8 protein-coding genes are annotated in these 6,783 nt (G+C 62.9%); 4 read left to right on the top strand and 4 right to left on the bottom strand.

The genetic code is table 11. The features are described from left to right. Positions 1-46 precede the first annotated feature (46 nt). On the top strand, positions 47-265 hold the full coding sequence (gene infA, locus VMA74_RS17450; protein WP_126686694.1) for a translation initiation factor IF-1: 219 nt from the start codon (positions 47-49) through the stop codon (positions 263-265). A 72-nt stretch (positions 266-337) separates the two neighbouring features. Here infA and clpA read toward each other — a convergent pair whose 3' ends face one another. Both clpA and clpS read right to left on the bottom strand, forming a co-directional pair. After that, positions 338-2,608, bottom strand: coding sequence for an ATP-dependent Clp protease ATP-binding subunit ClpA (gene clpA / locus VMA74_RS17445; RefSeq protein ID WP_325369264.1), 2,271 nt, complete (start codon positions 2,606-2,608; stop codon positions 338-340). Between the two features lie 122 nt (positions 2,609-2,730). After that, complete coding sequence (clpS, locus tag VMA74_RS17440) at positions 2,731-3,057, bottom strand: ATP-dependent Clp protease adapter ClpS (protein ID WP_188796280.1); 327 nt, start codon at positions 3,055-3,057, stop codon at positions 2,731-2,733. Between the two features lie 136 nt (positions 3,058-3,193). Here clpS and VMA74_RS17435 point away from each other — a divergent pair, with 136 nt between their 5' ends. Genes VMA74_RS17435 through hflD form a run of 3 tightly spaced genes read left to right on the top strand, consistent with a single transcriptional unit; the run spans position 3,194 to position 5,434 of the window. Further along, entirely contained in the window at positions 3,194-3,685 is a 492-nt protein-coding gene (locus tag VMA74_RS17435; protein ID WP_325369262.1) for an NUDIX hydrolase, read from the top strand. Next, a complete protein-coding gene (gene mnmA / locus VMA74_RS17430) occupies positions 3,682-4,809 on the top strand; it encodes a tRNA 2-thiouridine(34) synthase MnmA (RefSeq protein ID WP_325369260.1) in 1,128 nt (375 codons plus the stop codon). The genes VMA74_RS17435 and mnmA overlap by 4 nt, the downstream gene beginning before the upstream one ends. 10 nt (positions 4,810-4,819) lie before the next feature. Beyond that, complete coding sequence (gene hflD, locus VMA74_RS17425; RefSeq protein WP_325369266.1) at positions 4,820-5,434, top strand: high frequency lysogenization protein HflD; 615 nt, start codon at positions 4,820-4,822, stop codon at positions 5,432-5,434. A gap of 65 nt (positions 5,435-5,499) precedes the next feature. On the opposite strand, the gene VMA74_RS17420 is transcribed toward hflD, so the two are convergent. Then, positions 5,500-6,399: a LysR family transcriptional regulator gene (locus VMA74_RS17420; RefSeq protein ID WP_325369258.1), complete on the bottom strand. Its 900-nt coding sequence runs from the start codon at positions 6,397-6,399 to the stop codon at positions 5,500-5,502. Positions 6,400-6,489: 90 nt separating this feature from the next. Further along, on the bottom strand, positions 6,490-6,783 hold a 294-nt coding region (locus VMA74_RS17415), incomplete at its 5' end, for an aconitase family protein (RefSeq protein WP_325369256.1).

The following is a 6,783-nucleotide window of genomic DNA, read 5'->3' as shown; positions in this document are numbered from 1 at the left end:
GATGGCTTACGCGGCCATGGTGGCCCGCGCACACCTCCCGGAACGCATGGCCAAAGACGACGTCATTGAAATGGATGGTACGGTCATCGAGACCCTGCCCAACACCATGTTTCGAGTAAAGCTGGAAAACGGCCACGTCGTGATTGCCCATATCTCCGGCCGCATGCGCAAGCATTACATCCGCATTCTCACCGGCGACAAGGTCAAGGTGGAAATGACGCCCTACGACCTCACCAAGGGCCGCATTACCTACCGCATGAAGTAACCACGGCGGTGTCGCCATAAAAAAAGCCGCGCTGCACAGGCGCGGCTTTTTTGTTGCTGCGAACGACCTCCCTCAGGAGATCGTCGCCGGTACCGGCTCGGCGGCTTCCGTGCTGACCGCCAGCTCACCGTCCTTCACGCTCAGGCTCACCTTGCCGCCGTCGGCCAGCTTGCCGAACAGCAGCTCGTCGGCCAGCACGCGCTTGATCTTTTCCTGGATCACACGCGCCATCGGGCGGGCACCCATCTGCGGATCGAAGCCATGCTCGGCCAGCCAGCGGCGGGCGTCGGCATCCACGTCCAGCGATACGTGCTTCTCGCTGAGCTGCGATTCCAGCTCGATCAGGAACTTGTCGACCACGCGCAGAATGTGGTCGAAGTCCAGCGGGGTGAACTGGATGATCGCGTCCAGGCGATTGCGGAACTCGGGGGTGAAGGTGCGGCGGATCACTTCCATCGCGTCCATCGAGTGGTTCTGCTTCACGAAACCGATGCTGCGGCGGGATGCCTGCTGGGCACCGGCATTGGTAGTCATCACCACCACCACGTTCTTGAAGTTCGCTTCGCGGCCGTTGGTATCGGTCAGCACGCCGCGATCCATCACCTGCAACAGGATGTTGAACACGTCCGGATGCGCCTTCTCGATCTCGTCCAGCAGCAGGACGGCGTGCGGATGCTTGGTCACCGCCTCGGTCAGCAGGCCGCCCTGGTCGAAACCGACATAGCCAGGAGGGGCGCCGACCAGGCGCGACACCGAATGCGCTTCCATGTACTCGGACATGTCGAAACGGATCATCTCGATACCGAGTTGCATGGCGAGCTGCTTGGTGACTTCCGTCTTGCCCACGCCGGTGGGGCCCGCGAGCAGGAAGCAGCCGATCGGCTTGGACGGATCGGCCAGGCCGGAGCGGGCCATCTTGATCGAGGCCGCCAAGGCTTCGATGGCCGGATCCTGCCCGAACACCACCATCTTGAGGTTGCGTTCCAGGTTCTTCAGTACGTCACGGTCGGACGCCGACACCTGCTTGGCCGGGATGCGCGCCATCTTGGCGACGATGTATTCCACCTCCGGCACGTCGATCTTGCCGGTGCGCTGGTCGACCGGCAGCAAGCGCTGGCGTGCGCCGGCTTCGTCGATCACGTCGATGGCCTTGTCGGGCAACAGGCGGTCGGGAATGTGCTTCACCGACAGGTCCACCGCGGCCTTGAGTGCCTCCACCGTATAGGAAACGTTGTGATGCTCCTCGAAGCGCGACTTCAGCCCTTTGAGGATTTCCAGGCTTTCCGCCACGCTCGGTTCGACCACGTCGATCTTCTGAAAGCGGCGTGCAAGTGCGCGATCTTTTTCGAAGATGCCGCGGAATTCCTGGAAGGTGGTGGAACCGATACAGCGCAGTTCGCCCGAGGCCAGCATCGGCTTGATCAGGTTGCTGGCATCCATGGTGCCGCCCGAGGCGGAACCGGCGCCGATGATGGTGTGAATCTCGTCGATGAACAGCACCGCGCCCGGCTGCTTCTTCAGCTGGCCGATGACCGCCTTCAGACGCTTCTCGAAGTCGCCGCGGTACTTGGTACCGGCCACTAGTGCACCGAGGTCCAACGCCCAGATGGTGGCGTTTTCCAGCACCTCCGGCACTTCGCCGTCGACGATGCGCTTGGCCAGGCCTTCGGCCAGGGCAGTCTTGCCCACGCCGGCTTCACCAACGTAAAGGGGGTTGTTCTTGCGGCGGCGGCATAGCACCTGAATGGTGCGTTCGATCTCGTCCTGGCGGCCGATCAGCGGATCAATCTTGCCTTCCAGCGCCAGCTCGTTGAGGTTGGAGGCGTATTCGCTGAGCGGATTGCCCTTGCCCTCGCTGCCTTCCTCGGCATCGCGCTCCCCGCCAGGCATGGCGCTGGAGGGCTCGTCGCCGATCTTGGCGATGCCGTGCGAGATGTAATTGACCACATCCAGGCGCGTGATTTCCTGCTGATGCAGGAAATACACCGCATGCGAATCCTTTTCGCCGAAGATCGCCACCAGCACGTTGGCGCCGGTGACCTCTTTACGGCCGGAGGATTGCACGTGGTACACCGCGCGCTGCAGTACGCGCTGGAATCCCAGCGTGGGCTGCGTATCGCGCTCGTCACCGTGCGGCAGCACCGGCACGGTCTCGGCGATGATCTTTTCCAGCTCATGGGTCAGTCGCGGAAGGTCCGCACCGCAGGCGCGCAAGGCACCCAGCGCCGACTGGTTTTCCGTAAGGGCGAGCAGCAGGTGTTCCACGGTCATGAACTCGTGGCGTTGCTCGCGGGCCTGCTTGTAGCACTGGCCGATGGTGACTTCGAGATCCTTGCTGAACATCCGGACCTACTCCACTGCTTAATGTTGGGCGGCTTCACCGCGATAGATGCAAGATGGGGGCCAAAAGGGCCTGCTCAATATCTCAGTGCGCGAGCCACCTTGACGAAAACTTGAACAGTTCCTCAAACCTTCTCCATCGTGCATAACAGAGGATGCTGGTTGGCACGTGAATATTCGTTCACCTGGGTGACCTTGGTTTCTGCCACTTCGCGGGTGAACACCCCGCACACGCCCTTACCGCGGGTGTGTACGTGCAACATGATCTGCACCGCCTTCTCCTGGTCCATGCCAAAGAACATCCGCAGCACTTCGACTACGAAGTCCATCGGCGTGAAGTCATCATTGAGCAGCAAAACCTGAAACAAAGGCGGACGCGCCACCTCGGGTTTCGATACTTCGACGGTGAGGCCATGCCCACTGCCGTGTTCGTGTTCGGATTCGTTCGCCATGCTTTATAAAGTGGATTCGGGCCTGTTCGGTTGCAGTATACGCCTGCCGATTATTTTGCTACCCGGCGGGTCGCCTTGAGGTAATGGCACAATAACGCCATTTCCAGTGCCTGCTTCCCGGTTTTTTGACTCCACGATGACAACACCCGGCAACTCCAGCCAAGATGTATGGCGCCCACATGTGACAGTCGCTTGCGTCGTGACCGACGGCGACCGCTATCTCATGGTTGAAGAAGAGATCAATGGCCGCATCGCCTATAACCAGCCGGCGGGGCACCTGGATGACTTGGAGGGCCTGCAGCAGGCTGCCGTGCGCGAAACGCGCGAAGAAACCGGCTGGACCGTAGCGTTGACGCATTTCGTCGGTGTGCACCAATGGCGCAGCACAGAGCACGGCGACGTGATCGTACGCTTCACCTTTGCGGCCAGACCGTTAACGCACGATCCTCAGCAACCGCTCGATACGGGCGTTCGTCGCGCGCTATGGCTGACGCGTGGGGAGATCGCCGCCCTGGGCGAGCGCCTGCGCAGTCCGATGGTGCTGATGAGCATCGATGATTGGCTGGCTGGGCAGCGGATGCCACTGTCTGTCGTGGCCAGCCTGATGCCAGGCAGCACGGCGTCATGAAAGTGATGCTGGGCATTTCCGGCGGCGTGGACTCCTCGGTCGCCGCACTGCTGCTGCAACAGGCCGGCTACGAAGTGGAAGGCCTGTTCATGCAGAACTGGGAAGAGGACGACCGCAACGGCCCCTGCACTGCCGACGCGGACCGCAAGGACGCCGTGGCCGTCTGCGGCCGCCTGGGCATCCCGTTCCACGCCCGCAATTTCGCCGCCGAATACTGGGACGGCGTATTCGAGCACTTCCTGGCCGAATACCGCGCCGGGCGCACGCCCAATCCGGACGTACTCTGCAACCGCGAAATCAAGTTCAAGACCTTCCTGGACGAGGCACGCGCGCTGGGGGCGGAAAAAATTGCGACCGGCCATTACGCGCGGGTGGATTGCCAGGACGGCGCCTACCGCCTGCTGCGCGCGGTAGACGCCGGCAAGGACCAGACCTACTTTCTGCACGCCCTGGGGCAGGACCAACTGGCCGCCACCCTGTTCCCGGTAGGCGAGATTGAAAAATCGCGGGTGCGCGAGATGGCGCGCGCAGCAAGCCTGCCTACCCACGCCAAGAAGGACTCCACCGGCATCTGCTTTATCGGAGAGCGCGATTTCCGTCAGTTTCTGACGCAATACATCCCTGCCCGCCCCGGCGAGATGCGCAGCCCGGACGGGCGCCTGATCGGCGAACACCAGGGCGTGATGTATTACACCCTGGGCCAGCGTAACGGTCTTGGCATCGGCGGGCGTCAAAATGCCGGCGGCGAGCCCTGGTACGTGGTCGGCAAGGACGTCGCCCGGAACCTGCTCTATGTGGCCCAGGGCGGCGAGAACGAGTGGCTACAGTCCCGCCGGCTCACCGCCGAAACACCCACCTGGGTGGCTGGTGCGCCGCCGGCGCAGGCATTCCGTTGCACGGCCAAGACCCGTTACCGACAGCACGATCAAGCTTGCGTGGTATCCGTGCACAATGGGCGGCTGGAGGTGCGGTTCGACGAGCCGCAACGCGCCGTCACACCCGGCCAGTCGGTGGTGTTCTATGCCGGCGAGGCATGCCTGGGTGGCGCGGTGATCAGCGCCACCGACGCAGCCTACGGCGGCCTGGCTCATGAAACTGCAGAGGAAATCCCGCAGCGTGTTTGAAGCTTTTGCCATCAACGAGGAACGTGTGCTGGCCCTGGCTGGCCTGTTCCAGGCCTCCGCCCTGGCGCATCAGCTGGCCAACGAAGGGCGCTGCGACGACCTTGCCCTCGACGCCAGCCTAGCCAGCGTGTTCCGCATCGATGCGCCGTCGGTGGTCGGCGTGTACGGCAACGTCTCGGGCATCCGCCTGGGGCTGCGCACACTGATCGGGCAGTTGGATGAGAACGGCCGCGACATGGCGATCACGCGCATGGTGGTCACCATCATGCGCCTCGAACGAAGCCTTGCGCATCGCAAGGATCTGCTCGATCACCTGCAGCAGGGCCTGCTTTCCACCAAGCGACAGGCGGATCATTTCGGCCTGAATTCACCGCAGGTCTTCACCCGGCTGGCCGAGTTGTATGCCAGCACGCTGTCTACGCTCAGGCCGCGCGTGATGGTGACGGGCAATCCGCAATGGCTGCAGCAGCCTGCGCTGGTCGAGCGCGTGCGTTCGAGCTTGCTCGCGGCGGTGCGTTCGGCGGTATTGTGGCGGCAGATTGGCGGACGTCAGTACCAATTGCTGCTGCATCGGCGGCAATGCACCATGCTGGCGCGCGGGCTGCTCACCGGCACTACCTTGTAGGTTCGGGCGAACCCGGCGGCGCTTTCGGCACGGCAATGTTGGGGTTCGCCGTGCTCACCGCCAGCCTACGAGGCTTCGATGAGGCGCAGGCCTGGGCGCTGTCTTGCCAGCTTTCTCAGCAATTCGGCGAAGGATTGCAAGTCACTGTGCCAGGGCGAGGCTTCGCGCCAATACAGCGCAATCTCCCGGCCCGGCGCCTCACCTTTGATCTTCGCCAGCGCGATGTCCGGCATCGAAGCCAGCCGATCGTGGGCAAGCGCGGGCACCAATGCATGCCCGCCGCGCAGCGTCACCAACGCGGCCAGGCTTTCCAGGCTCACGTCCTGCACGTAGCCTTCGCCATCGGCATGGCTCTCCGCCATCAGGATGGCCTGGCTGGCATCCAGCTGATCCATCGAAACCGTGCGCTTGCCGGCCAGCGGATGATCGGCGCGCAACAACACTTCCCATGGCTCGAAGAACAGCGGACACATCACGATGCCGCTGAGCGATGATGCGGGCGGCGCCAGCACGGCATCGAGTTCGCCTTCGTGCAGGCGACGCAGCAAGCCGCGCGGTTTGCCCTCCGACAAACTGAGTCGCGCGCCCGGAAAGTGTTGAGGAAACGGCTCGATCAGATGCGGCAGCAGATACGGCCCCAACGTGGCCAGCACGCCTAGACGCAGCTCTCCGCCGAACGCGGTATCGCCCGCGCGCGCCGCTTGCTGCAGGTGCTCGGCAGCCAATAGCACGGCGTCGATCTGTTCCAGCAACCGCTGCCCGCCGGCCGTAGGCACGACACGCCGTCCACCGCGTTCGAATAGCGGCGCACCCAGCGCCTGCTCCACTTTCTGCACCTGATGCGACAGACCCGACGCGCTGATATGCATGGCCCGCGCCGCGCTGTTGAAGCTGCCGTGGCGATGCACGGCCTGCACCAGGATCAGGTCCCGCAATGACACGGCCGATAAGTGGCTGGAAATCATCCCTTCCCTCGCATGCGTTTCAGTCAAGCATAAACGACGAAGCCCGGCACTTGGCCGGGCTTACTAGTCATGGTCATGCTTCTGGCGCGCTTACGCGTCGATGGTATCGGCCACTTCCTTGAAATCGGCGATCTGGTCGAAGTTCATGTAGCGATAGATCTTCTCGCCATTGGCGTTGATCACGCCGATGTCGGCCATGTACTCGGCTTTGGTCGGGATCTTGCCGAGGCGCGAGCAGATCGCTGCCAGTTCTGCCGAACCGAGGTAGACGTTCGTGTTCTTGCCCAAGCGGTTCGGGAAGTTACGGGTCGAAGTCGACATGACCGTCGCGCCTTCGCGCACCTGTGCCTGGTTACCCATGCACAGCGAGCAGCCCGGCATTTC

Source organism: Dyella sp. (assembly GCF_035508675.1).
GTDB lineage: Bacteria > Pseudomonadota > Gammaproteobacteria > Xanthomonadales > Rhodanobacteraceae > Dyella_B.
This window is presented reverse-complemented; position numbering and strand designations above follow the sequence as displayed.

Coding starts and splice junctions, on each gene's coding strand:
- VMA74_RS17435 (WP_325369262.1), top strand. CDS start 3,194: ATGACAACACCCGGCAACTCCAGCCAAGATGTATGGCGCCCACATGTG.
- clpA (WP_325369264.1), bottom strand. CDS start 2,608: ATGTTCAGCAAGGATCTCGAAGTCACCATCGGCCAGTGCTACAAGCAG.
- infA (WP_126686694.1), top strand. CDS start 47: ATGGCCAAAGACGACGTCATTGAAATGGATGGTACGGTCATCGAGACC.
- VMA74_RS17420 (WP_325369258.1), bottom strand. CDS start 6,399: ATGATTTCCAGCCACTTATCGGCCGTGTCATTGCGGGACCTGATCCTG.
- clpS (WP_188796280.1), bottom strand. CDS start 3,057: ATGGCGAACGAATCCGAACACGAACACGGCAGTGGGCATGGCCTCACC.
- mnmA (WP_325369260.1), top strand. CDS start 3,682: ATGAAAGTGATGCTGGGCATTTCCGGCGGCGTGGACTCCTCGGTCGCC.